19 protein-coding genes are annotated in these 24,180 nt (G+C 71.7%); 12 read left to right on the forward strand and 7 right to left on the reverse strand.

The window, feature by feature from the left end; genetic code table 11:
* Positions 1–11: 11 nt before the first annotated feature.
* From IF06_RS0106205 to IF06_RS0106215, 3 genes are all read right to left on the reverse strand, one after another.
* Positions 12–1,568, reverse strand: coding sequence for a glycosyltransferase family 87 protein (locus IF06_RS0106205; protein WP_013289360.1), 1,557 nt, complete (start codon positions 1,566–1,568; stop codon positions 12–14).
* A 122-nt stretch (positions 1,569–1,690) separates the two neighbouring features.
* Positions 1,691–4,513: a transglycosylase domain-containing protein gene (locus IF06_RS0106210; RefSeq protein WP_013289361.1), complete on the reverse strand. Its 2,823-nt coding sequence runs from the start codon at positions 4,511–4,513 to the stop codon at positions 1,691–1,693.
* Between the two features lie 194 nt (positions 4,514–4,707).
* Positions 4,708–5,154 (reverse strand): DUF5318 domain-containing protein, encoded by a 447-nt coding sequence (locus tag IF06_RS0106215; RefSeq protein WP_013289362.1) that lies wholly within the window; start codon positions 5,152–5,154, stop codon positions 4,708–4,710.
* A 174-nt stretch (positions 5,155–5,328) separates the two neighbouring features.
* On the opposite strand from IF06_RS0106215, the gene IF06_RS0106220 reads away from it, so the two are divergent.
* Together IF06_RS0106220 and IF06_RS0106225 are read left to right on the forward strand one after the other, a co-directional pair.
* A complete protein-coding gene (locus IF06_RS0106220) occupies positions 5,329–5,967 on the forward strand; it encodes a PadR family transcriptional regulator (protein WP_013289363.1) in 639 nt (212 codons plus the stop codon).
* 23 nt (positions 5,968–5,990) lie between these two features.
* Entirely contained in the window at positions 5,991–7,070 is a 1,080-nt protein-coding gene (locus IF06_RS0106225) for an inositol-3-phosphate synthase (RefSeq protein ID WP_013289364.1), read from the forward strand.
* A 65-nt stretch (positions 7,071–7,135) separates the two neighbouring features.
* Here the strand turns inward: IF06_RS0106225 and IF06_RS0106230 are convergent, their stop codons facing one another.
* Entirely contained in the window at positions 7,136–7,615 is a 480-nt protein-coding gene (locus tag IF06_RS0106230) for a methylated-DNA--[protein]-cysteine S-methyltransferase (protein ID WP_030269532.1), read from the reverse strand.
* Positions 7,616–7,696: 81 nt separating this feature from the next.
* Between IF06_RS0106230 and IF06_RS0106235 the strand changes: the two genes are divergently transcribed.
* Together IF06_RS0106235 and IF06_RS0106240 are read left to right on the forward strand one after the other, a co-directional pair.
* On the forward strand, positions 7,697–8,239 hold the full coding sequence (locus tag IF06_RS0106235; protein WP_013289366.1) for an NfeD family protein: 543 nt from the start codon (positions 7,697–7,699) through the stop codon (positions 8,237–8,239).
* Between the two features lie 25 nt (positions 8,240–8,264).
* The gene (locus IF06_RS0106240; RefSeq protein ID WP_013289367.1) at positions 8,265–9,773 is read left to right on the forward strand and encodes a flotillin family protein; all 1,509 of its coding nucleotides are present in this window, start codon (positions 8,265–8,267) and stop codon (positions 9,771–9,773) included.
* Positions 9,774–9,830: 57 nt separating this feature from the next.
* On the opposite strand, the gene IF06_RS0106245 is transcribed toward IF06_RS0106240, so the two are convergent.
* Both IF06_RS0106245 and IF06_RS0106250 read right to left on the reverse strand, forming a co-directional pair.
* Positions 9,831–11,867, reverse strand: coding sequence for a S8 family serine peptidase (locus tag IF06_RS0106245; protein ID WP_013289368.1), 2,037 nt, complete (start codon positions 11,865–11,867; stop codon positions 9,831–9,833).
* Between the two features lie 176 nt (positions 11,868–12,043).
* Complete coding sequence (locus IF06_RS0106250; RefSeq protein ID WP_013289369.1) at positions 12,044–13,504, reverse strand: CCA tRNA nucleotidyltransferase; 1,461 nt, start codon at positions 13,502–13,504, stop codon at positions 12,044–12,046.
* A 132-nt stretch (positions 13,505–13,636) separates the two neighbouring features.
* Between IF06_RS0106250 and murJ the strand changes: the two genes are divergently transcribed.
* The 7 genes from murJ to IF06_RS0106285 all read left to right on the forward strand — a co-directional run bounded on the left by murJ (position 13,637) and on the right by IF06_RS0106285 (position 21,907).
* Positions 13,637–15,385 carry a murein biosynthesis integral membrane protein MurJ gene (murJ, locus tag IF06_RS0106255; RefSeq protein WP_030269535.1) on the forward strand — a complete coding sequence of 583 codons (1,749 nt, stop codon included), beginning with the start codon at positions 13,637–13,639 and terminating at the stop codon, positions 15,383–15,385.
* A gap of 410 nt (positions 15,386–15,795) precedes the next feature.
* Positions 15,796–17,406, forward strand: coding sequence for a protein kinase family protein (locus IF06_RS0106260; RefSeq protein WP_030269537.1), 1,611 nt, complete (start codon positions 15,796–15,798; stop codon positions 17,404–17,406).
* Positions 17,407–17,449: 43 nt separating this feature from the next.
* On the forward strand, positions 17,450–18,154 hold the full coding sequence (sigM, locus tag IF06_RS0106265) for an RNA polymerase sigma factor SigM (protein ID WP_030269539.1): 705 nt from the start codon (positions 17,450–17,452) through the stop codon (positions 18,152–18,154).
* Positions 18,151–19,092 carry a hypothetical protein gene (locus IF06_RS0106270; RefSeq protein ID WP_030269545.1) on the forward strand — a complete coding sequence of 314 codons (942 nt, stop codon included), beginning with the start codon at positions 18,151–18,153 and terminating at the stop codon, positions 19,090–19,092. Before sigM ends, IF06_RS0106270 begins: the two co-directional genes overlap by 4 nt.
* Positions 19,093–19,268: 176 nt before the next feature.
* A complete protein-coding gene (gene trxB, locus IF06_RS0106275; protein WP_030269547.1) occupies positions 19,269–20,222 on the forward strand; it encodes a thioredoxin-disulfide reductase in 954 nt (317 codons plus the stop codon).
* Positions 20,223–20,260: 38 nt separating this feature from the next.
* Positions 20,261–20,584, forward strand: a complete 324-nt coding sequence (gene trxA / locus IF06_RS0106280; RefSeq protein WP_013289375.1) for a thioredoxin — start codon at positions 20,261–20,263, stop codon at positions 20,582–20,584.
* A gap of 162 nt (positions 20,585–20,746) precedes the next feature.
* Entirely contained in the window at positions 20,747–21,907 is a 1,161-nt protein-coding gene (locus IF06_RS0106285) for an N-acetylmuramoyl-L-alanine amidase (protein ID WP_030269549.1), read from the forward strand.
* An 8-nt stretch (positions 21,908–21,915) separates the two neighbouring features.
* Here the strand turns inward: IF06_RS0106285 and IF06_RS0106290 are convergent, their stop codons facing one another.
* Positions 21,916–22,581 carry a hypothetical protein gene (locus tag IF06_RS0106290; protein WP_013289377.1) on the reverse strand — a complete coding sequence of 222 codons (666 nt, stop codon included), beginning with the start codon at positions 22,579–22,581 and terminating at the stop codon, positions 21,916–21,918.
* A gap of 282 nt (positions 22,582–22,863) precedes the next feature.
* On the opposite strand from IF06_RS0106290, the gene IF06_RS0106295 reads away from it, so the two are divergent.
* On the forward strand, positions 22,864–24,177 hold the full coding sequence (locus IF06_RS0106295; protein ID WP_013477530.1) for a PLP-dependent aminotransferase family protein: 1,314 nt from the start codon (positions 22,864–22,866) through the stop codon (positions 24,175–24,177).
* Positions 24,178–24,180: the final 3 nt, after the last annotated feature.

The following is a 24,180-nucleotide window of genomic DNA, read 5'->3' on the forward strand; positions in this document are numbered from 1 at the left end:
GACCGTCTCGGTCACACCGGAACGGGTTCGGCGGGCCGTTCGGCGGCGCGCGCCCGCCAGCGCTGATGCCAGGGCGCGTCGGGCGCGCCGTCGAGCACCCCGCCGTCCGGGTCGTCGGCGTAGGTGTGCCGGACGACGTCCAGTTCGGGCCGCATGATGTCCCGGATGACGAATCCGCAGAGCACCGCCACGGTGATCAGGCGCAGGCTCGACGCCAGCACGAAGACGCCCTCGGGGAAGACCGGCCGGGACATGGCCGTGCCGAGCAGTTCGCCGTAGAACGCGGCGAAGTAGCCGACCTCGGCGACCTGCCAGGCCAGGAACGCGCCCCAGCGCGGCCGGGCGAGCACCGCGAGCGGCAGCAGCCAGAGCACGAACTGCTGGGACCACACCTTGCTGAAGATGAGGAACGCGGCGACCACCAGGAAGGCGAGCTGGGCCAGCCGGGGGCGGCGCGGCGCCAGCAGCGCCAGCCCGGCCACGCCGAGGCAGGCCAGGCCGAAGAGCAGGTACGACAGCCAGTTGAGGGTGGGGATGTTCGCGTTGAGCCACTCGAAGGGCCCGAGCTGGCCGGGTGAGGACGGGCTGATCCGGCCGTCCAGGTAGCGGCCGATGTACCAGAGCGTGCCCCAGTCGATGGGGCGCGTGGTGTTCAGGTCGAAGAAGCGTTCCCAGTTCTCCCGGTACGGGATCGCCACCGGCAGGTTCACGGCCACGAGCGTCACCAGCGCGGTCGCCGTGGCGACGAGCCCGGCCAGCAGTTTCCCGGCGCGCAACGCGAGGACCAGGATCGGGCCGAGGATGAACAGCGGCCACATCTTGGCCGCGCCGCCCAGTCCGATGAGGACGCCTGCTACTCCGGGCAGCAGCAGCGCGTACCGGTCGGGCCGGGCGCGCGCCCAGGCCAGCAGGCCGAACGCGGCCAGGCCGATGGCGAGCAGATCCCAGTTGACGGTGGCGGTGAGCACCAGCGCCGGGGAGAGCGCGAACAACGCGGCGTCCCAGGGTCGTCGTCGGCGCAGGCTGAGGATCACGGCGACGGTGGCGACCGCGAGCGCGCCGAGCACCAGCGCGTTCAGGTTGTAGAACCACTGACCCTGGTTGATGGCGGGGTTGTCGGCGCCGAGGGCGTGCACCGGCAGGCCGAGCGCGCCCATGAAGTACCCGGTCAGCACCGGGTACTCCACCGGGTGGTCGGCGTAGGGCACCTTGCCCTCGTTGAGCCCTTCGGCGTAGTAGAGCGCCAGCACGTCGGTGTAGCACATCCGGGTGTACTGGACGTTGTTCTGCCAGGCGCCGTCCTGGCAGGGCGACTTCTGCACCCAGTGCAGGGCCAGCGTCAGGCACACCAGCGCCAGCACGATCCGGCCGGCGGTCCAGAACCGGCTCTCCCGGCCGGCGGGCCGGTCCAGGGCGGCGGCGTGGTCGCCGAGCGGCCCGCCGATCAGACCGGAGGCGCCCCGGACGAACCAGTCCGAGCGGGACGGGTGGTCCACCGTCTCTGCGGATCGTGGCGCCGCCTCGGACGCGCCGGGCTCATCGATGCCTGCGGGCGACTGGGTGCTCATGGAGAGGCATCCTGCCGTACACCGGGGGTCGCCGTCCCGTCGCGCGCGGAGAAATTCCGGTACGCGAAACGCGGCGGCGGCCGGACCGCTCGGGTCCGGCCGCCGCCGTCAGGTGGTACGCGTCAGTTCTGCCGTGTCGGTGGTGTGCTCGGCAGCAGCCCACCGCCGCCACCGCCACCACCGGGGCGTCCGCCGCCTCCGGGGAGCCCACCCCCGCCGGGGTTGTTGCCACCCTGGTCGCCGCCGCCGGGGTTGCCGCCACCGGGCGTGCCGCCGGGGCAGAACAGACCCAGCGGGTCGCAGTTCGGGCCGCCCGGCTGGCCGGGCTCGTTCGTCGGCGGCGGCACCTCGCCGTTGCCGGCCTCGTCGTCGCCGACGTTCGCGGCGGGCGGGAACTCTTCCTTGTCCTTGCCCTTGAGCGCGTCGTTCATGAAGCGCTGGAAGATGTCACCCGGCATCCGGGCGCCGCTGATGTCCCGGCCGTCCTTGTACTTGATCGCCTTGCGGTCCTTGACGTTTCCGACCCAGACGGCGGTGGCGAGCTGCGGCGTGTAGCCGATCATCCAGGCATCGCCGTTGCGGGTGGTCTTGTCACCGAGTTCCCAGGTGCCGGTCTTCTCGGCGACCTGCCGGCCCTCCTCGAGCTTCTTGTTGATCTGGCCCGGGTACTGCTTCAGCACGGACGTCACGTCGGCGACGATGTCCTTGTCGATCCGCTGCTGCCCCTTGAGCTTCTCCCCGCCGACCGTGTCCCACTTACCGGTGTCCGGGTTCTGCTTCTGCACCAGCTTCACGAAGTGCGCCTTGTGGTAGACGCCCTGGTTGGCGAACGTGGCGACGCCGTTGGCGTGGTCGAGCACCGTGATCGGGTACTGGCCGTAGCCGAGGACGTGGAAGAACGGCGACGGAGCCAGGTCCTTCGGGTCGGCCTTGGTCAGGTCGTGCGCCTTGGCCGGGTTGGTGTCGGTCTGCCACATGGTGGTGACGCCGGCCTGCTTGGCCATGTCGAGCACCTTGTCCGGGCCGATCTTCTCGGTGATGTAGTAGAACGGAACGTTCAGCGACTTCAGCGTCGACAGTTCGAGCGTGCAGGAGTCACCGCAGGAGACCTTGTCCGCGCCGGCGTTGCTGACCTTGAACTTGGTGCCCTTCGGCGTGAACGCCGATCCCTTCCACCGGGACTTGAGCGAGATGCCTTCCTTCAGGGCCGCGGCGAGCGTGTAGATCTTGAAGCTCGAGCCCGGCGAGTGCCCGCCGCTGACCACGCCGTTGTCGACGTTCTTCCCGGCGTAGTCGGTGCCGGTGCCGTTGTCGCCGCCGTAGTAGGCGAGCACCCGGCCGGTCTTCGGGTCGATGGCCACCACGGCGGCCATCAGGTTCGGCGGCTGGCCGGCGAGTTCGGAGCCCTTCTTGGCCCGCTGGGCCGCGGCGAGCGCCGCCTCCTGCATCTTCCGGTTGATCGTGGTGGTGATCTTGTAACCACCCCGGCTCAGCGCCTTGGCGCAGAGCGGCTTCTTCTCGGTCGCCTCGGCCTCGTTGTCGGTGCAGAGGTTCATCTCGCGGATCTCCTGCGAGACGTAGTTGACGATGTTGCCGTACGGGGTGTCGATGCCGAAGCCACCGCCGCTGTTCTTCGACGGCTTCGCGATGTTCTTCGGGTACTCGGTGGGGTGCTGCGGCGTGTTCGGCGCGTCCAGCCACTTCTCCGTGATCATGCCGTTGATCACGTAGTTCCACCGATCCAGTGCGGCGGTCGGGTTGATCGCCGGGTCGTAGCCCTGGTGGGTGGCGCTCGGCTCCGGCTGTTTGATCAGTGCGGCGAGCACCGCGGCCTCGGCCACGGTCAGGCTCTTGACGTCCTTGCCGAAGTAGGTCCGCGCCGCCGCCTGGATGCCGTACGCGCCACGGCCGAAGTAGATGACGTTCAGGTAGTGCTGCATGATCACGCGCTTGTCGTACTTGTCGTTCAGCTTGGAGGCGAGGATCGCCTCCTTCACCTTGCGGCCGTACGTGTCCTGGTTCAGGTTCTCGAACGCGTTGCGCGCGTACTGCTGGGTGATGGTCGAGGCGCCCTGCTTGTCGCCGCCGGTGAGGTTGTTCCACGCGGCCCGGGCGATGCCCTTGTAGTCCACACCGGAGTGCTTGTAGAAGTTCCGGTCCTCCGCCGCGGCGACCGCGTGCTGGACGTGCTCCGGAATCTGGTCGATGGTGACCAGCTGGCGGTTCTGGTCGCCGATCCGGGCGATCGCCTGGCCGCTCGAGTCGTAGATGGTGGTGGACAGCGGCGGGATGGTGTCCTCCGGGAGCACCACCTTGGTGGAGTACCAGGTGAAGCTCACCACACCGATGCCGGCGAGCATGATGAACACGGCGAAGCCGGCGATCAGGATGTTGATCCGGCGGCGCTTCTTCGCGCGCGCCGGGTCCTCGCCGCGGCCACGCCGGCCGGGGCCGGCCGGACCGCCGGGACCACCGGGGCCGCCGCCGGCGGCGCCGGGCACCCGGGCGCGGCCACCGACGGCCGCCGCGCCGACGCTCGCGCGTCCGCCCACGCTCGCACGCCCGCCGACGCCGGCCGCGCCGACGCTCGCCGCGCCCACCGAGGCGCGTCCGGCCGGAGCGGCCGGGGAGACGGGCACCGACGCCCGGCCGGCGCCCGCGCGTCCGGAGACGCCGGGTGCCGGCGAGACGGGCACCGAGGCCCGGCCGCCCGCGCCGGCCCGGCCGACCGAGGCCGAGCCTGCCGCCCCGCGCGGCGCCGGAGCGCCACCGACCGAGGCCCGGCCGCCCGCGCCGTACGGTGTCGCGGAGGCGCGCGCCGAGGCGCCGCCCTCAGCCGCGCCGGACCAACCGTTCCCGCCCCGGCTCCCTTCGGAACCGGGGTCGCCGTTCGGGCCCGGGATCTGGGCCCGCCCACGCGAAGAACTGGGATCGCCGTAGTTCATTCCTCACACCCTGCCGGTCGCGGTGGGGCGCGGGGGCGCCGCCACCGGGTTGCCGTGAGCTGGAACACGGGACGTTACCCGCCGGCCGTGCCAGCGATCGCCCGTCAAATCCGATCTATTCGGACCAATTACGCGTAAAGGCTGTCGATCCTGCCGCCCGGGGAATGGGCCGGCAGCGATCGGGACAGCCGCGTTCACCGTTGCGCCTCTCGCCTTCGCCGAGGGGTGGAGCCGTTGGCCGCGACCGACTCGTCCGCGTCCTCCGCCTCGCCAGCGAGACCGTCCCGGCCGAGCAGGAACTGCTCGACGAGATGGTTCCAGTCGCAGCCGGGGCAGACCTCCACCACGAACACCTGGAACTCACGCAGCGTCATGGCCAGGACGGGCAACTCGGCCCGGGTACGCGCCTGGCCGGCCGACTGCTTGAGTTCGTCACCGTAAATGTAGTGGACGTGGATCAGGTTCTCGCTGCGGCAGATCGGGCAGCGGTGGTCGGTCGGCTCGCCGTGGAAGCGAGCAGCGTTCTTCAGGTACGGCGAGGCGTCGCAGACGTCGTACGTGCCGATCCGCCCGGCGAGCAGTTCACGCAGCACAGCTCGCTTCTGAAGCGAGTAGTCGACGACCTGGCGCTGCGTACGCATGCGGCAAAGGGTACGCGCTCCCGCGAACCCAGGCGACCATGGTCACGATGCGTGATGATCGCGTCGCGTAAGCAGGGGTTTGCCCCATCCTCACCTCTCCGCTAACGTGCGATGTATCGGTTCGATACATCGCGGTGGTTAGCGCTCCGCGCAGGGGGAAAGAGGGGATGGCCCGTGCTCGAGCTCGCCATCCTCGGCCTCCTGCAGGAGGCGTCGATGCACGGCTACGAGCTGCGCAAGGAGCTGACCGCCAAGCTCGGTGCCATCCGGGCGGCGATCAGCTACGGCTCGCTCTACCCGACCCTGCGTCGGCTGCAGGCGGCGGGATGGATCGCCGAAGCCGCCGAGACACCCGCGACCGCCGAGGAGGTTCCCGCGCTGACCAGCCGACGCGGTCGGGTGGTCTACACCATTACCGCGGAGGGCAAGGAACGCTTCGCCCAGCTCATAGCGCAGGCTGGACCCGAGACGTACGACGACACGGGCTTCGGCGTGCACTTCGCGTTCTTCGCCCGGACCGACCAGGCCACCCGGCTCCGGATCCTGGAAGGTCGTCGCCGCAAGATCGAGGAACGTCGCGAAGGTCTTCGTGACGTGCTCGGCCGGGCAGCCGAGCGCCTCGACGCGTACACCCTGGAACTGCAGCGCCACGGGCTCGACGCCTGTGAGCGCGAGGTCCGCTGGCTGGAGGAGCTCATCGCCAACGAGCGCTCCGGCCGGGCCCCCGCCGACCCGCGACCCGGGACGGCCGGTGGCCGAGGAGACAACGACAGCCCGCCCACGCCTGGAACGTCCAGGAAAGAGCGGCCGTGATGAAGAAGAAGGAGGCAGACGCTATGGGCTCCGTCCGCGTCGCCATCGTCGGTGTGGGTAACTGCGCCTCGTCCCTCGTACAGGGCGTGGAGTACTACCGGAACGCCGACCCGAACGACCGCGTCCCGGGTCTCATGCACGTCACCTTCGGCGACTACCACGTCTCGGACGTGAAGTTCGTCGCGGCGTTCGACGTGGACGCCAAGAAGGTGGGCATGGACCTCGCGGAGGCGATCGTCGCCAGCGAGAACAACACGATCAAGCTGTGCGACGTGCCGCCGACCGGCGTCACCGTGCAGCGCGGCCCGACCTTCGACGGTCTCGGCCAGTACTACCGCGAGATCGTCGAGGAGTCGGACGCCAAGCCGGTCGACGTGGCGCAGGCGCTGCGCGACGCGCAGGTCGACGTGGTCGTCTCCTACCTCCCGGTGGGCTCCGAGGAGGCCGACAAGTTCTACGCCCAGGCCGCGATCGACGCCGGCTGCGCGTTCGTGAACGCCCTGCCGGTCTTCATCGCCTCCGACCCGGAGTGGGCGAAGAAGTTCACCGACGCCGGCCTGCCGATCGTCGGCGACGACATCAAGAGCCAGGTCGGTGCCACCATCGTGCACCGCGCCCTGGCGAAGCTCTTCGAGGACCGCGGGGTCGAGCTGCTGCGCACGTACCAGCTCAACTTCGGCGGCAACATGGACTTCATGAACATGCTGGAGCGCAACCGTCTGGTCTCGAAGAAGATCTCGAAGACCCAGTCGGTGACCTCCCAGATCCCGCACGAGATGAGCAAGAGCGACGTGCACATCGGCCCGTCCGACCACGTGCCGTGGCTCGACGACCGCAAGTGGGCGTACATCCGCCTGGAGGGCCGCTCCTTCGGTGACACCCCGCTCAACGCGGAGCTGAAGCTCGAGGTGTGGGACTCGCCGAACTCGGCCGGTGTCATCATCGACGCCGTCCGCGCCGCGAAGATCGCGCTGGACCGGAAGATCGGTGGCCCGATCCTCTCCGCCTCCTCGTACTTCATGAAGTCCCCGCCGGAGCAGTACGCCGACCACGACGCGCACGCCGCCGTCGAGGCGTTCATCGCCGGCGAGATCGAGCGCTGACGCGCTGACACGCACAAGAAGGAAGGCCGGGTCCGCGCGGACCCGGCCTTCCTTCTTCGCGTACGTCAGGACCAGGCTCGCCGCAGGGCCACCGACGCCTCCAGCTCCAGCAGCGTCACCTTGCGCGGCAGCCCGCCACCGAAGCCGACCAGCTTGCCGCCTGCGCCGACGATCCGGTGACAGGGCACGATCACCGGCACCGGATTGCGGTTGCAGGCCACCCCGACCGCCCGGGCGCCTCCGGGGTCTCCGACCGCCTTCGCCACCTCGCCGTAGGTCTTCGTCTCCCCGTACGGGATGCGGGTCATCTCCCGCCACACGGCGCGCTCGAACTCGGAGCCCCGGGGTGCCGACACCGGCACGGTGAACTCGGTCAGCTCACCGGCGAAGTACGCCCGCAGCTCCGCCACCGCCAGCCGGGCCACCGCGTCGCCGGGTTCGCCTGACGCCCCGTCCACCCGGCCGAAGTGCGCGCCGCGCACCGCGTCGTCGTCGGTGCCGACGGAGAACTCGCCGATCGGGGAGTCGAGCACGGTCCAGCGCATGCCACCCATTGTCGCGCCCACGCCGACATTCTCCCCGGCCGGTTCCCTGAGGGCGGGCTGGACGACCGCTGAGCGAAGTCGATGTTGCACGGCGTCGATACCGTGCAGGTCATGGCCACCGGGACGCTCATCTTCCTGATCATCGGCGGGATCGGTGTCGGCGTGCTGACCCTCGCCCTGCTCGGCTCGGGAGTGCTCCACCTCGGCCAGCCGGACGTCGACGGGCCGGTGTCGCTGGAGGCGGCCGCCGGGTTCACCGGGGCGTTCGGTTTCGGCGGCGCGATCGTCAACGAGCTGCTCGGGGGTCGTACCCCCGGAATGATCGCGGCGGCGGTGGCCGGCGGCGCGCTCGCCGCCGTGCCCACCGGCTGGCTGGCGGCGCGGCTGAGCCGCGCGGCCCGCAACATGCGCACGGACGCCACACCCACCCGCGACCACCTGGCCGGCGCGATCGGCCTGGTGGTGACGCCGATCCCCAGCGGCGGCTACGGCGAGGTGCGGGTACGCCTCGCCGGCCAGCCGGTGAAGCTCAACGCCCGCGCCGACGGGCCGATCGCGGTCGGCACCCGGATCTTCGTGGTCGAAGCACTGAGCGAGACCAGCGTGCACGTCGAAACCTACTGACACCACCACACAGACGGGAACGCCCATGCCCCTGCTCGTCGCCATCGGCGGCGCGGTCCTCCTCGCCGTCGTCCTCGTTCTCTTCGTGTTGTCCCGGATCAAGGTGGCCGGGCCGAACCAGGCGTTCATCGTCACCGGCCGCAAGGGCCGCACCACCCAGTCCGCCGACGGAGCCCGCTCCACCGACATGTCCGGCCAGAAGGTCGTGCTCGGCGCCTCGGTCTTCGTGCTGCCGGTGGTGCAGAAGCTCCAGTCGCTCGACCTGTCCAGCCGCCGGATCGATGTCAGCATCCGCGGCGCGGTGAGCAAGCAGGGCATCCGCACCGAGCTGCACGGCGTGGCGATCGTGAAGGTCGGCGGCACCGAGGACGCGATCCGCGCCGCCGCCCAGCGCTTCCTGAACCAGCAGGAGGAGATCGACAACTTCACCCGCGAGGTGCTCGCCGGCGCGCTGCGCTCGATCGTCGGGCGGCTCACCGTCGAGGAGATCATCCGGGACCGGGCGGCGTTCGCCAGCGCGGTCGCCGAGGAGGCCGAGCACTCGATGACCAACCAGGGCCTGGTGCTCGACACGTTCCAGCTCCAGGACATCTCGGCCGAGGGCTCCTACCTCCAGGACCTGGGCCGGCCGGAGGCGGCCCGGGTGCTCAAGGACGCGGCCATCGCCGAGGCGCGGGCCCGGCAGCAGGCCGAGCAGGAGCGGCTGCTCGCCGAGGAGGCGATCGCCGAGGCGAACCGGAACCTGGCGCTCAAGCAGGCCGGCATCCAGGCCGAGATCGACGCGGCGAAGGCGAAGTCGGCGGCGGCCGGGCCGCTCGCGCAGGCCGAGCGGGACCAGGCGATCCTCTCCGAGCAGCAGAAGGTGGCCGAGCGCAACGCCGAGCTGAAGCAGCGCCAGCTCGACACCGAGGTGCGCAAGCCGGCCGACGCGGCCCGGTACAAGGTCGAGCAGGAGGCCGAGGCGGCCCGCAACGCGGCGGTGCTCAACGCCGACGCGCAGCGGCAGGCCACCATCGCCGCCGCGCAGGCCTCCGCCGAGCAGGCCCGCCTCACCGGTGAGGGCGAGCGGGCCCGGCGGGCCGCGCTGGCCGAGGCTAACGCGATCGAGGGCGCCAAGGAGGGCGAGGCCGAGCAGCGCCGTCGTTCCGCGATCGCCGAGGCGGTCGAGCGGGAGGGCCAGGCCGAGGCCGCGGCCATCCTGGCCAAGGGTCAGGCCGAGGCCGACGCGATGGCCCGCAAGGCCGAGGCGTTCGCCGCGTACGGCGAGGCGGCCGTGCTGGACCTGCTGGTCAAGGTGCTGCCCGAGGTGGTCGGTGCGGCCAGCGCCCCGATCGGCGCGATCGACAAGATGACGGTGATCTCCACCGACGGGGCGTCGTCGCTGACCAAGTCCGTGGCCGGCAACGTCGCACAGGGCCTCCAACTCGGCAGCGACCTGACCGGCATCGACCTGGCCGGGCTGCTGGCGCGGCTGGGCAGCAGCGCCCAGCACAACGGCAAGACCACAGTGGACGGCACCACGGTCACCCCGTGACGACGGACGCCCGCCGGTTCCCCTCGGGAGCCGGCGGGCGTCGTGCGGTGGTACGGGTCAGAGCACGGCGACGACGAACTTCTCGCCGGCGCCCAGGCCGAGGGTCGGGCTGTTCCAGTCGATGGTCCGGCTCGCGATGAGCTGGCTGGTGCCGGCGCTGCCGGCGGTGACCGCCTTCTCGTTGATGTTCGCGTACAGGTAGACCGAGCCGTCGGCGTTGTAGTCGAGGAACGACATCCCCTCCCACGCGCCGATCGAGGCGCCCCGCGCGATCAGCGGCTTCGCCCCGGCGCTCTCCGCCGTCACGAACTTGCCGTTGATCTGGGCCTTCAGACCGAAGGTGCCGTAGCCGTCACCCACGTTCACCAGCTCGTACTTCTCCCAGGCGCCGACGGTCGCCGAGCGGGCGATCAGCGGCTTCGCCCCGGCGCTCTCCGCCGTCACGAACTTGCCACTGGCCACCGACTTGATGCTCACGAGGGGTGCCGGGGCGTCGAAGTCGAACTTCTCGGCGGTGCCGATCGCGGTCTTGCTCGCGATCAGCGGGGAGGTGGCGCTCGGCGCGGTGACGTACTTGCCGTTGATCGCCGCCTTCAGGCTGATCGTGCCGTCGGTGTTGTCGACGATCTGGAACTTCTCCCACGCGCCGATGGTGGCCGAGCGGGCGATCAGCGGCTTCGCCCCGGCGCTCTCCGCCGTGACGAACTTGTTCGTGACCCGCGCCCGCAGGCCGAACAGGCCTCCGCCGGCGTCGACCACGTCGTACTTCTCCCAGGCGCCGATCGAGGTGCCCCGGGCGATCAGCGGCTTCGTCCCCGCGCTCTCCGCGGTGACGTAGCGGCCGTTGACCCGGGCCTTGAGCCCGTACGAGCCGCGGGCCGTCACGGCCGAGCCGATGTGCAGCAGCCGGTCGGTGGAGCCCATGATGTCGTGCACCGCGCCGCCGATGCCGGTGGTCACGACCGAGTCGCGCACCTGCTGCGGCGACCAGCCCGGGTGCTCCTCCAGGAGCAGCGCGGCGGCGCCCGCCACGTGCGGGGACGCCATCGAGGTGCCGTTCATCGACTCCGAGCCGGCGCTGGTGCCGGCCTTGGCCGAGACGATGCCGGTGCCGGGGGCGAACAGGTCCAGGCAGCGGCCGTAGTTGGAGAACCAGGCGCGCATGTCGACCCGGTCGGTGGCCCCGACGGTGATGGCGGCGGGCACGCTCGCCGGCGAGGAGCCGCAGGCGTCCTGCATGCTGTTGCCGGCCGCTACCGCGTAGGTGATGCCGGAGGCGATCGAGCGGGCGACCGCGTCGTTGACCGCCTGGTCGACGCGGTCGACGCCGAGGCTCATGTTCGCCACGGACGGCCCGGTGGCGTTCGTGGTGACCCACTCGATGCCGGCGATCACCTGCTCGGTGTCGCCCTGGCCGGAGCAGTCGAGGACCCGGACGGCGACCAGGTCGACGGCCTTCGCGACGCCGTACGTCGTACCGCCGATCGTGCCCGCCACGTGCGTGCCGTGCCCGTCGCAGTCCTGCGCGACGTCGTCCTGCTCGACCGCGTCGTAGCCGTTGCGGGCGCGCCCGCCGAAGTCCTGGTGGTCGATGTCGATGCCGGTGTCGATCACGTACGCGGTCACGCCGGCGCCGGTCGACGGGTAGGTGTACCTGCCGTCGGTCCGGGTCTTGAGCTGGTCGATGCGGTCCAGGCCCCACGGCGGGGTGGTCTGGGTGCCGGCGGTGCTCCAGCGCTGGACCTGCTGGACGTACTCGACGTCCGGGTCGGCGGCGAGCCGCGCGGCCTGCCGGGCGTCCATGGTGGCCGAGTAGCCGTTCAGCGCCTTGCCGAAGACCCGGCGGACGGTGCCGCCGTGCTCGCCGGCCAGCGCGGACGCGGCGGACTTCACCTTGGCCGGGGTGGTCTTGCCCTTCTTGAGGACCACGATGTAGCGGCCGGGCACCGCCTCGGCCGTGCCGGCGCCACGGACCGACGGTCGCTTCGGGTCGGCGAGGGCCGGCCCGGCGACGGTGGCGCAGAGGATGGAGGTGGCGCTGGTGAGGGCGAGCCCCACGAGGGCGGAGCGGCGCAAGCCGCCACGACGTGTCACGAATTGTCTCCCCGTGTCCAGCGACCGTCCGGATCGGACGGGCGGATGAATCAGAACAGCCGCATCTGTCGATTCGGCGGCTGCCGATGACTCATCATGCGGGAGACATCGACCGGAGCGGGTCAACCGTTCGGTCGACACGCCGGCGTATCGTCGTCAGATCCGCGGCGCCGGCCTCAGCCGGTGATGCCCTCGTCGCGCGCCCAGCGCAGCAGCTCCGCCTCGGCCTCGTCGCGGTCCAGCGGCCCGCGTTCCAGCCGCAGCTCCTTGAGGTACTGCCAGGCGCGACCGACCACCGGCCCCGGCGGTACGCCGAGCAGCTCCATGATCGCGTTGCCGTCCAGGTCGGGGCGGACCCGGGCCAGGTCCTCCTCGGCCGCGATCCGGGCGATCCGCTCCTCCAGCGCGTCGTAGTCGGCCGCGAGCTGGGCGGCCTTGCGCCGGTTGCGGGTGGTGCAGTCGGAGCGGGTCAGCTTGTGCAGCCGGGACAGCAGGTCACCGGCATCGGTGACGTACCGGCGGACCGCCGAGTCGGTCCACTCGCCCCGGCCGTACCCGTAGAAGCGCAGGTGCAGCCCGACCAGCTTGACCACCTGGGAGGTGATCTCCTTGGAGTAGCGCAGCGCCTTCATCCGGTTCTTGGTCAGCCGGGCACCGACCACCTCGTGGTGGTGGAAGCTGACCCGGCCGTCCGCGCCGACCGCCTTGGTGGCGGGCTTGCCGATGTCGTGCATGAGCGCGGCCATCCGCAGCACGAAGTCGCAACCGTCGGACTCCATCGACATGGCGTTGCTGACCACCGTGAGCGTGTGCTCGTAGACGTCCTTGTGCTGGGCGTGCTCGTCGATGGTGAGCTTCAGCCCGGTCAGCTCGGGCAGGAAGCGCTCGGCCAGCCCGGTGTCGACGAGCAGGCGCAGCCCGGTGATCGGGTCGGCACCGCAGAGGAGCTTGGTGAACTCGTCCCGGATCCGCTCGGCGGTGATCCGGTCCAGGTCCGCAGCCATCTCGGTCATCGCCGCGCGGACGTCCGGGTGGACGGCGAAGCGGAGCTGCGCGGCGAACCGGGCCGCGCGCAGCATCCGCAGCGGGTCGTCGCGGAACGACTCCTGCGGCGTTCCCGGGGTACGAATGATCTTGGCGGCCAGATCGGCCAGTCCGCCGTACGGGTCGGTGAACCGGTGGTCCGGAAGACTGACCGCCATCGCGTTGACTGTGAAGTCGCGGCGCTTGAGGTCCTCGGTCAGGCTGGTGCCGTACTGCACCACCGGGTTGCGGCTGACCTGGTCGTAGACCTCCGCGCGGAACGTGGTGATCTCCAGGTTGAGGCCGTCGCGCTGGCAGGCGATGGTGCCGAACTCGCGTCCGGTCTCCCAGATCGACTCGGCCCAGCCGCGGATGACCTTGATGGTCTCGTCCGGGTGGGCGTCGGTGCAGAAGTCGAGGTCGTTGCCGAGCCGCCCGAGCAGCGCGTCGCGGACGGATCCGCCCACCAGGTGCAGTTCGTGACCGGCCTGGGCGAAGCGCCGGCCCAGCTCGTCGGCGACCGGTGAGACTCGGAGCAGTTCGGCGACGGCGTTGCGCTGCGCGGCGGTCAGTTCGCGGCGGTCGGCGGCGTGGGAGGCGGAGGCTTCGGACATGGGATCGCCAGCCTATCGGGCCGGAGGTGGATCGACCGCGCCGGGCGCGGGTAACGGGTCCGGGTTGACTAAGGTTCCGGTTGGGCGGGGCCGGCCGGGCCCGATCGCCACGTACCCCCTGGAGGCTGGCAGATGAGCGGCGGGCTCTACCGCAGCGCGAACGCGCACGGCGGCGGCCTGCCGCCGGACGACGGCGCCACCTTCATCTCGGCCGAGCCCCTGAACCAGCCCGGCGTCGAGGCCGTCGCACCGCCGCAGGAGGTGGTCGCCGAGACCAGCGCCGCGGCGAACAGCGCGGTGATGGCGATCGGCAGCCTGGTGAGCCGGGGTACGGGGTTCATCCGCAACCTGATGATCGGCGCCGCGCTCGGCACGATGGTCGGCGACGCGTTCACCACCGCCCAGTTCCTGCCCAACCAGGTGTACGAGTTCCTGCTCGGCGGCGTGCTGACGAGCGTCCTGGTGCCGGTGCTGGTGCGCCGCCGCAAGATCGACGCGGACCGGGGCGAGGCGTACGCGCAGCGCCTGCTGACGCTCGCGGTATTGGCGCTCGCCGCGACCGCGCTGATCGCGGTGCTGCTGGCCCCGGTGCTGACCGCCGTGTACGCGGCCGGCGGCGACGATCCGGCGTACACCAAGCTCGTCACCCGGCTGTCGTACCTGATGCTGCCGATGCTGTTCTTCACCGGCATCAGCGCGCTGATCGCCGCGGTGCTGAACACCAGGGGGCACTTCGCCGCCCCGATGTGGGCGCCGATCCTCAACAACCTCGTGTCGATCGGCACGTTCGGCCTGTACATCGTCGTCTTCGGCGCGACCGGCCTCCGGCCCGACGAGGTGGGCTGGGACCGGATCCTGCTGGTCGGCGGCGGCACGCTGCTGGGCGTGGCGGTGCAGGCGATCGGCCTGCTGCCCGCGCTGCGCAAGGTCGGCTTCCGGTGGAAGGCGCGGTTCGACTTCCGCGAGCTGGGGCTGCGCGAGCTGGCCCGGCTCGGCGCCTGGATGTTCTGCTACGTCGCGGTCAACCAGCTCGGCCTCTTCGTGGTGGTCAACCTGCTCAACCGGGCCAGCGGCGGGGACGGCGAGAACGCCGGCCTGCTGATCTACAACAACGTCTTCCTGCTGCTGATGATGGCGCACGGCATCATCGCGGTCTCGATCATCACGGCGCTGATGCCCCGGATGAGCGCGGCGGCGGCCGAGAACCGGTTCCACGACGTCACCGCCGACCTGTCCCGCGGCACCCGGATGGTCACCGCGGTGCTCGCGCCCATCGCGGTCTGCTACGCGGTGCTGGCCGCCCCGATCTCGGTGGTGGTCTTCCGGTACGGCGCGTTCACCGGCGACAACGCGGTGGCCACCTCGACCGTGCTGCTCGTGGCGGCGCTGGGCCTGGTGCCGTTCGCGGTGAGCCAGCTCTTCACCTTCGCGTTCTACGCGCTGCCGGACACCCGTACCCCGGCTCTGATCAACATCCCGGTGGTGGCGCTGCGCGTCCTGCTCCAGGTGGGCCTGTTCCTGCTCTTCTCGAACACGTTCGCGGCCGCCGGGATGATGCTCGGCAACGCCGTGTCGTACCTGGCGGCGGCGATCATCTCGGCGATGCTGCTGCGGCCCCGGGTGGGCCGGATCGGACTGGGCGGGATCATGCGGACGCTCGGCCGGGTGGTCGTGGCGGCGCTCGGCGCCGCGCTCGTCGGCGTGCTCGTGGTGGCCGTGCTCCCCGGCGACCCGGCGAGCCTGAGCTGGCTCGCCGCGGCGGTCCAGTTGGTGATCGGCGGCGCGGCGATCGGCGCGACCTATCTCGGGCTCGCCATGGTGCTGCGGATCGGCGAGATCACCGAGGTGGTCGGGATGGTCCGGCGGCGCCTCGGGCGTTGACCCCCTCGGTGACCGACGGTGAACGAGGATCACCAGGCTGGGGATACGGCTGTGGATAACTTGGAATTCCGCCGTCCAATGGGCCTCTCGGCCTGTGGACAACCAACCGTACGGACGAGGGAGCGCAGGCCGGGGCGGGGAAAACCTCCCCGTCTCCGCACCGGTACGCCCCTGTGCCGCCTCGTTGCCGCCAACCTTTAGATTGACGGTGCGTGTCCGGCTCGCCCGCCGGGTGGGCGGGCGACCCGGCCGGGGCCCGTGGCGACTGGCCTTCCGGCCGGTCACAGCGGGAAGATGACATGTCGGAGAACCGGGCATCCCGGGTAAGGTCGCTCTCGACGGGTACGACCGGGATCGGCGCGGGTGTCGAGACCGCCGGCCGTTCCACCGAAGGCAGAGCGGGAAGCCACATGCCCAGCAGCACGGGTCCATCGATCGACGCGATCACCGAGGGAGGACGGGTGACCCAGGTCGGCGAGGGTCAGGAAGCGGAGGAGACCTCTCCTGCGGTCGTGACCTTCGGTGCTCCCACTGTCGGTGAGCTGCTCGCGGAGCGGTACGAACTGGTCGAGCACATCAACAACGACAGCGCGGGCCGGCTGGTCTGGCGCGGTGTCGACGTGGTGCTCCGCCGTCCCGTCGCCGTGGTCCTCCGCTACCCGGGTGGCGACTCCGCCACCGAGATGCTTCAGGCCGCGGTCGCCGCGAGCCGCGTCATCCACCCCAACCTGGTCGGCGTCTACGACGCGATCGACGAGGACGACCGGGCCTACGTGGTCCGCGAGTGGGTCGACGGGCAGTCGCTGCGCGAGCTGGTCGCCGCCGACGGGCCGCTGGACCCGGCCCGGGCCACCGCGATCGGCAACGCCGTCGCGAGCGCCCTCGCCGCCGTGCACGCCACCGGCATGGTGCACGGCAACCTCCACCCCGGCACCGTCATGATCAGCGACGACGGCCGCGTGGTGCTCGCCGACGCGCGTACCGACGGCGCGGACAGCCAGGAGAACGACCTGCGCGCGGTCGGCGGGGTGCTCTACTTCGCCCTGACCGGGCACTGGCCGCACGGCGAGGCCCCGCTGCACGGCGCCACCGCCGGGCACGGCCGCGCCGCCCTGCCGGACGCCGTCCGGGACGCCGGCGGCGCCATCGCCGCGCCACGGCAGATGCGCGCCGGTGTGCCGGCCTACCTCGACGACCTCACCATGGACCTGCTCGACGCGGAGATCCCTCCGCCGTCGTCGGACGTGCTGGCCGCCGAGCTGAGCCGGCTCGACATCCCCGCCGACGAGCAGTTCCTGGAGCAGGCCGGTCCGCTGCGTTTCACCGCCGAGCCCGGCGAGGAACCCTCACCGCTGGCCGCGGCCGGCGGTCGCAAGGTCGCCATCGGCATCGCCGGTCTGCTGGCGGTCGCCCTGGTCGGGCTGCTCATCGGCATCAACGCGCTCGGTGGTGGCGACGACGGCGACAAGGAGCCGGTCGCCCAGCCGTCGAACAGCGCGCCGGCCACCGGGGGCGGCGCCGAGCCCGCCGCGCAGGTCCGCAAGCTCACCATCCAGGACGTACGGATCATCGACCCGGACGGCGACCGCGCCGAGGTGCGCAACGCCGAGAAGGTGATCGACGGGAACGACGACGAGGGCTGGGAGACCAACAGCTACCGCAACAACGGCAAGTTCGGCGGCCTCAAGAAGGGCATGGGTGTCTGGATCGACCTGGGCGCCCCGCACACGGTCAAGCAGCTGGAGGCGACGCTCTCGGCCACCGGTGCCACCGTGGAGCTGCGTACCGGCGCCCGCGGCGACTTCCCGTCCAGCTCCTCCGGCGACAAGCAGCTCGTCAACGCCTACTCGACGCTGATCGGGCCGGCGAACGAGGACGGCGGCACCAAGATGATCTTCAACGCCTTCGAGCCGGACCAGAAGTACCAGTACCTGCTGTTCTGGATCACCAAGCTGCCGGCGAAGGACAGCGGCAACAGCTGGAAGCTCGGCGTCCAGGAGATCGTGGTCCAGGGCTCGTGACCCGGCCGCCGTCCCCGCCGCGCCACCTCCGCCGGATGTGGTGATGGCGGAACGCGACGGCGCGCAGCCCGGCCGCTCCGACCTGGAGCTGCTCCGGGCACACGCGGCAGGCGACCGGGACGCCTTCACCGAGCTGTTCCGACGGCACCGGGACCGCCTCTGGGCGGTCGCGCTGCGGACGATCGGCGACCGCGAGGAAGCCGCCGACGCCCTCCAGGACGCCATGCTGTCGGCGCACCGTGCCGCGGCCCGGTTCCGGGGCGACTCGGCGGTCACCACCTGGCTGCACCGCATCGTGGTGAACGCCTGCCTGGACCGGATCCGGCGGCGGCAGACCCACGCCACCGTCCCGCTGCCCGACGGCGTGCACACCGACGGCGAACCGGGCCGGCACACCGGCGGTCCGGAACCGGCCGCGCCGGCCCACGACCACGACACCGCGCTCGTGGTCCGGCAGGCGCTCGCGGCACTGCCCGCCGAACAGCGGGCCGCGCTGGTCCTGGTCGACGTGCAGGGCTACCCGGTGGCCGAGGTCGCCGCCATGCTCGGGGTCGCCGAGGGCACGGTCAAGAGCCGGTGCGCCCGCGGCCGGGCCCGCCTCGCCGTGCTGCTCGGGCACCTGCGTACCGGCACCGACGCACCGGCCGCCGACGTGCCGCGGCTCACCTCCGGGAACCGCAGACGCCCCGAGGGCGTCGGATCCTCGTCGGGAGCGTCCCGTCAGGCCGTCAGCCAGGAGGAGCCGTGACTTCCCGGGAGTTCAGCGAGGTCGACCACGACCTGCTCGCCGACTACCTCGGCGGGGCGCTGGACGGCACCCCCGAGCAGGCGACAGTGGCACGGCTGGTCGAGCAGGACCCGACGTGGCGTGCCGCGTACGAGAATCTCGCCGACGCGATCGACCTGGTCGGCGCCGACCTGGCCGACTGGGCCGCGGCCCCCGCGCCGGAGATGCCGCAGGCGGTGGCCGACCGGATCACCGCGGCGCTCGCCGGCGCCGGCCCCGCGCTGCGCGACGGTACGCCGCTCGTGCCGGCGCAGTCCGGCGGCGCGAGCCGGCCACCCGGCACGGCACCCCGTCCCGACCGGCACAGCGGCCCCGGTCGTCGTCCCCGGCGCTGGGCCCGCATCGCCGGGCCGGTGGCGCTGGCCGCGGCCTCGGTCGCCGCGGTGGGGCTCGGTGTCGGCCGGCTGGCCGACCCGGGCGACGGCGGTACGGCCGACCAGGCGGCCCGGGAGGCGGCGCCGATGGCCGCCGCGCCGTACCGGACCACCGGACCGGCAGTGCGCAGCGGCACCGACTGGACGCCGGAACGCCTCGCCGGCGCCCGGGCGCCCGCCGGAGCGAAGTCGATCCCCGGAGACATGGCCGGTCCGTCCGGCGCGGCGAAGGACGGCGCGGAGACGCCCCTGTCCATGGACAGTCAGCGCCTCAGCGGCCTCGGCGGGCTGGACCGGCTGACCCGCCCGGAGAACCTCGCCGCGTGCCTCACCGCGATCGGGGTCGAGCACGGTTCCGGGCCGCTCACCGTGAACATGGTCGACTACGCCCGGTTCCAGGGCGCACCGGCGCTCGTGGTGACGTTCGCGGACGCGGGCGGCGCCCGCTGGGGCTGGGTGAGCGGGCCGGAGTGCGGAGTACCCGGGTCCGGCGCGGACACGCGGTTCCGGACGCGGGTAGGGTGAAAACGCGGTCACGACGCTTGTCCCGCCACGTGACCTGACCCACCGGATGACCGGCTCGGGAATCCCCGCTTCGTACGATGACGTTCTGCAAGTCAGGCGCCGGCGCCCCTGAGCCGTCGGCACTCGGGATCGACATCGGTGCGACCGGTGACGAACACACACATCGGGAGACGGCAGTGGACGAGGTCCGCAACCTGATCATCATCGGCTCCGGTCCGGCCGGCTACACGGCGGCGGTCTACGCCGCCCGCGCCAACCTGAAGCCCCTGGTGATCGAGGGCGTGCAGTCGGGTGGCGCGCTGATGACCACCACCGAGGTGGAGAACTTCCCCGGCTTCGCGGACGGCATCCTCGGCCCCGAGCTGATGGACAACATGCGCAAGCAGGCCGAGCGCTTCGGCGCCGAGTTCCTCACCGACGACGTGACGCGGGTCGAGCTGAAGGACACCGGCGAGATCGGCTCCGACGCGGTGAGCACCGTGTGGGTGGGCGAGACCGCGTACCGCGCGCACGCCGTCATCCTCTCCACCGGTTCGGCCTGGCGTCCGCTGGGTGTGCCGGGTGAGCAGGAATACCTCGGCCACGGTGTGTCGTCCTGCGCCACCTGTGACGGCTTCTTCTTCCGCAACCAGCACATCGTGGTGGTCGGCGGCGGCGACTCGGCGATGGAGGAGGCGAGCTTCCTCACCCGCTTCGCCGAGTCGGTGACGATCATCCACCGCCGCGACTCGTTCCGCGCCAGCAAGATCATGGCGGACCGGGCGCTGGGCAACGAGAAGATCAAGGTCGAGTGGAACTCCGTGGTCGAGGAGATCCTCGGCGACGACGGCAAGGTCAACGGCGTACGGGTGCGCAATGTGCACACCGGCGAGAGCAAGGTGCTCGACGTCACGGGCGTCTTCGTGGCGATCGGGCACGACCCGCGCAGCGAGCTGTTCCGCGGTCAGGTCGAGCTGGACGACGAGGGGTACGTGAAGGTGCAGGCCCCCAGCACCCGTACCAGCGTGCCCGGCGTGTTCGCGGCGGGTGACCTCGTCGACCACACCTACCGGCAGGCCATCACGGCGGCCGGCACCGGCTGCGCCGCCGCGCTGGACGCCGAGCGGTTCATCGCCACCATTCAGGGCTGAGAGTTCCACGAGCAAGGTTCGGAGGAGGAGAGTTCATAGTGGGAGCAACCAAGGCGGTCACGGACGCCAGCTTCGTCAGTGACGTGCTGCAGTCCGACAAGCCGGTTCTGGTCGACTTCTGGGCGGAGTGGTGCGGCCCCTGCCGCAAGGTCTCGCCGCTGCTGGAGGAGATCGCGGGCGAGATGAAGGACCAGGTCACCATCGTCAAGCTCAACATCGACGAGAACCCGGAGACGGCCCGCGCCTACCGGGTGATGTCGGTGCCGACGCTGACCATCTTCAAGAACGGCCAGCCCGTGCAGTCGATCGCCGGCGCCAAGCCGAAGGGCGAGCTGGTCAAGCTCATCGAGTCGGCGCTCTGAGCCGTACCGGCACCGCCGCAACCCCCGTCACCACGCCCGGTGGCGGGGGTTGCGGCTTTCCTGACCTGCATGAACACGAACCCGCCGGGTATCGCCCACGGTACGCTCCGTAAGCATCCGTCGGAGTTCCGGTCCGCCAACGTCCGTGCAGAGGGGGTCGTCGTGCGTCCGATCCGACCCGGTGACCAGGGACCGGCGGTGGCCGAGATCCGTACCGTCCTCGCCGGCCTGGAACTTCTTCCCGCCGAGGCCGGAGGAGACGACTACGACGCACAGACCGAACGCGCGGTACGGGCCTTCCAGCAGTCCCGCGGCCTCAGCGTCGACGGGCGGGTGGGCGCCGAGACCTGGCGGGCGCTCGACGCGGCCCGCTGGCGGTTCGGGGCCCGCGCGCTCTACCACGCCGTCCCCGAGCCGCTGACCGGCGAGGACGTCCGCTCGCTCCAGGAACGCCTGCTGGAGATGGGGTACGACGTGGGCCGCGCCGACGCCATCTACGGCATCCGCACCTCCCGCGCGGTGGCGCAGTTCCAGCGGGAGATGGGCCTGAAACCGGACGGCTCGTGCGGGCCGCACACCGTCAACGCGCTGCGCCGCCTCGGCCGCAAGGTGGTCGGCGGGCGCCCGCAGTGGCTGCGCGAGTCCGACGCCATCCGGCAGGCCGGGCCGACGCTCATCGGGCGGACCGTGGTGATCGACCCGGGGCACGGGGGCACCGACCCGGGCGTGGTGGTGCCCGACGGCACGCTGCGCTGGAGCGAGGCGGACCTCGTGCACGACCTCGCCAGCCGGCTGGAAGGGCGGCTCGCCGCCGCCGGCGTACGGGTGCAGCTCACCCGGGGTCCGTCGCCCGACGACTGCCTGCCGGACGCGGACCGGGCCCAGCTCGCCAACTCGCTCGGCGCCGACGTGTTCATCTCCCTGCACACCGACGGGCACGCCAACCCGGAGGCAGAGGGTGTGGCCACCTACCACTACGGCACCGACAACGGCGTCACGTCGGCGACCGGCGAGCGCCTGGCCGGGCTCGTGCAGCGGGAGATCGTGGCCCGCACCGGGCTGCGCGACTGCCGTACCCACGCCAAGGCATGGGAGCTGCTCCGGCTCACCCGGATGCCCGCGGTACGCGTCGAGGTCGGCTACCTCACCTCACCGGACGACCGGGCGCGGCTCGTCGACCCGCGCTTCCGGGACCGGGTGGTCGAGGCCATCGTGGCCGGCGTGCAGCGGATGTACCTGCCGATCGAGCGGGACGTGCCGACCGGCTCGATCGACGTGAGCGAACTGCGGGCGATCGTGGCCGCCGGCACCGTCGTCGACTGACCCGCGGCTCAGCTCGTCGAGCGGGTGGCGGGTGCCGGGCGGACCGGCCGCAGCAGCGTCTCCGGGCTCATCGAGCCGAGCAGCTTCTCCAGCGCGTACTCGACGTCCGACTTCCAGCTCAGCGCCGTCCGCAACTCCAGCCGCAGCCGGGGGTAGCGCGGGTGCGGCCGGACCGTCTTGAAGCCCACCGAGAGGAAGAAGTCGGCGGGTGCCACGCACGCGCGGGCCGGGTCGTCCGCGTCGTCGCCGAACTTGGCGTCGCCGAACGCCTCGATCGCCTTGATGCCGCGCTTGGTCAGGTCGCGGGCCACGCCCTGCACCAGCATCCGGCCCAGGCCGCCGTCGGCGAAGGCGGGCACCACGTGCGCCGTCATCAGCAGAGCCGCGTCCGCCGAGACCGGTGAGGTGGGAAACGCCATCGAGCGCGGGACGTACGCCGGTGGGGCGTACATGACGAAACCGGCCGGCATGCCGTCGACGTAGACGAGCTTGCCGCAGGAACCCCACTCCAGCAGCGTCTGGGAGACCCACGCCTCCTTCTCCAGGCCCGGGTCGCCTGCCGCGCAGGCCCGCTCGGCGGAGACCGGATCCAGCTCCCAGTAGACGCAGCTCCGGCAGGATCGAGGCAGGTCCTCCAGCGTGTCCAGGGTCAGGCTGACCAGACGTCGCGACATGAGCGCACCCCACCACTAGGCTCGGAGCGCCGGTGAGTCCCGCGCCCTCCTGCTCCCGACGAGCGATCGTACGCCCCCGTCCGGCGGTACGGGAGTGAACGCGCGAGCCCTCGCCCGGACGGCCGACGGCGGGTCCGGGATGTGGACGTGTCCACACGGCCGGTGCCGCGACCGTCACCGGGGACTACGATCGACCAACCGGCCCCCGCCGCCAATGGATGTCGGCATCGCGGGTACCACACCGGGCGGCAGCCCCGCCGACACCCGATCGAGGTGATGTCCATGACCGGCACGACGCTCGACGACTACACCGACCGGTACGCCCGGCGCGTCCGCGGAATGACCGCCTCGGAGATCCGGGCACTCTTCGCGGTGGCCAGCCGGCCGGAGGTCGTCTCGCTCGCCGGTGGGGCCCCCTACATCGCGGCGCTGCCGCTGGACGCGGTCGGCGAGATGCTCGGCCGGCTCGGCTCCGAGCACGGCGCCACCACCCTCCAGTACGGCATCGGCCAGGGCACCCCGGAGCTGCGCGAGCGGATCTGCGAGGTGATGTCCCTGTCCGGGATCGACGCCTCCTGCGGTGCCTCACCGGAGGACGTGGTGGTCACGGTCGGCGGCCAGCAGGCCCTCGACCTGGTCGCTCGTCTCTTCCTGGACCCGGGTGACGTGGTGCTCGCCGAGGGCCCGACGTACGTCGGCGCGCTCGGGGTGTTCCAGGCCGCCCAGGCCCAGGTGGCCCACGTGCCGATGGACGACGAGGGGCTCATCCCGGAGGCGCTGGAGACGGCCATCGCCGACCTGGCCCGAGCAGGCCGGCGGGTGAAGTTCCTCTACACCATCCCCACCTACCAGAACCCCGCCGGTGTGACGCTGAGCGAGGAGCGGCGCGAACGGGTGCTCGACATCTGCGAGCGCGCCGGGCTGCTCGTGGTGGAGGACGACCCGTACGGTCAGCTCGGTTTCGAGGGTGAGGCGCCCAGGCCGCTGCGGGCCCGGCGGCGCGACGGGGTCTTCTACCTGAGCACGTTCTCCAAGACGTTCGCGCCGGGCCTGCGGGTGGGCTGGATCCTGGCCCCGCACGCGGTCCGCGACAAGCTGGTCATCGCCAGCGAGGCGCAGATCCTCTGCCCGAGCGCCTACGCGCAGTCGGCCGTCTCGACGTACCTCGGCACCATGCCCTGGCGGCAGCAGCTCAAGGTCTACCGCGAGGTCTACCGCGAGCGCCGGGACGCGTTGCTCGACGCGATGGCCGACCTGATGCCGGAGGGCACCACCTGGACCACACCGCGCGGCGGCCTGTTCGTCTGGGCGACGCTGCCCGACGGGCTCGACTCCAAGGCGATGATGCCGCGCGCCGTGGCCGCCCGCGTCGCGTACGTGCCGGGGACCGGCTTCTACGCCGACGGCACCGGCACCGGGAACATGCGGCTCAACTTCTCCTTCCCGACGCCGGAGCGGATCCGCGAAGGCGTCCGCCGGCTCGCCGGGGTGATGGAGCAGGAGATCGCCATGCGCAAGGTCTTCGGCGCGGTCGGCGGCGCCGGACCCCGCCGTCGCCAGGGCGGCTCGGACGCGCCCGGTCCCGACTTGGCATGATGC

Source organism: Micromonospora globosa (assembly GCF_000717585.1).
In the GTDB taxonomy this organism is placed as follows: domain Bacteria; phylum Actinomycetota; class Actinomycetes; order Mycobacteriales; family Micromonosporaceae; genus Micromonospora; species Micromonospora aurantiaca.